1 rRNA gene is annotated in these 255 nt (G+C 45.9%); it reads left to right on the plus strand.

From position 1 onward, the window contains the following. Positions 1 to 255, plus strand: a 16S ribosomal RNA gene (locus tag GN138_RS15945); the annotation flags it as partial.

Consider the following 255-nt stretch of genomic DNA (forward strand, 5'->3'; position numbering starts at 1 on the left):
AACGCTAGCGGCAGGCCTAACACATGCAAGTCGAACGGTAACAGGAAAGAGCTTGCTTTTTTGCTGACGAGTGGCGCACGGGTGCGTAACGCGTATATAATCTACCTTTTACAGGGGGATAGCCTTTGGAAATGAAGAATAATACCCCATAGTAAGTTTACTTGGCATCGAGCAGACTTTAAAGTTTCGGCGGTAAAAGATGAATATGCGTTCTATTAGCTAGATGGTGTGGTAACGGCATACCATGGCGACGAT

It is taken from the genome of Winogradskyella endarachnes (genome assembly GCF_009741275.1).
In the GTDB taxonomy this organism is placed as follows: domain Bacteria; phylum Bacteroidota; class Bacteroidia; order Flavobacteriales; family Flavobacteriaceae; genus Winogradskyella; species Winogradskyella endarachnes.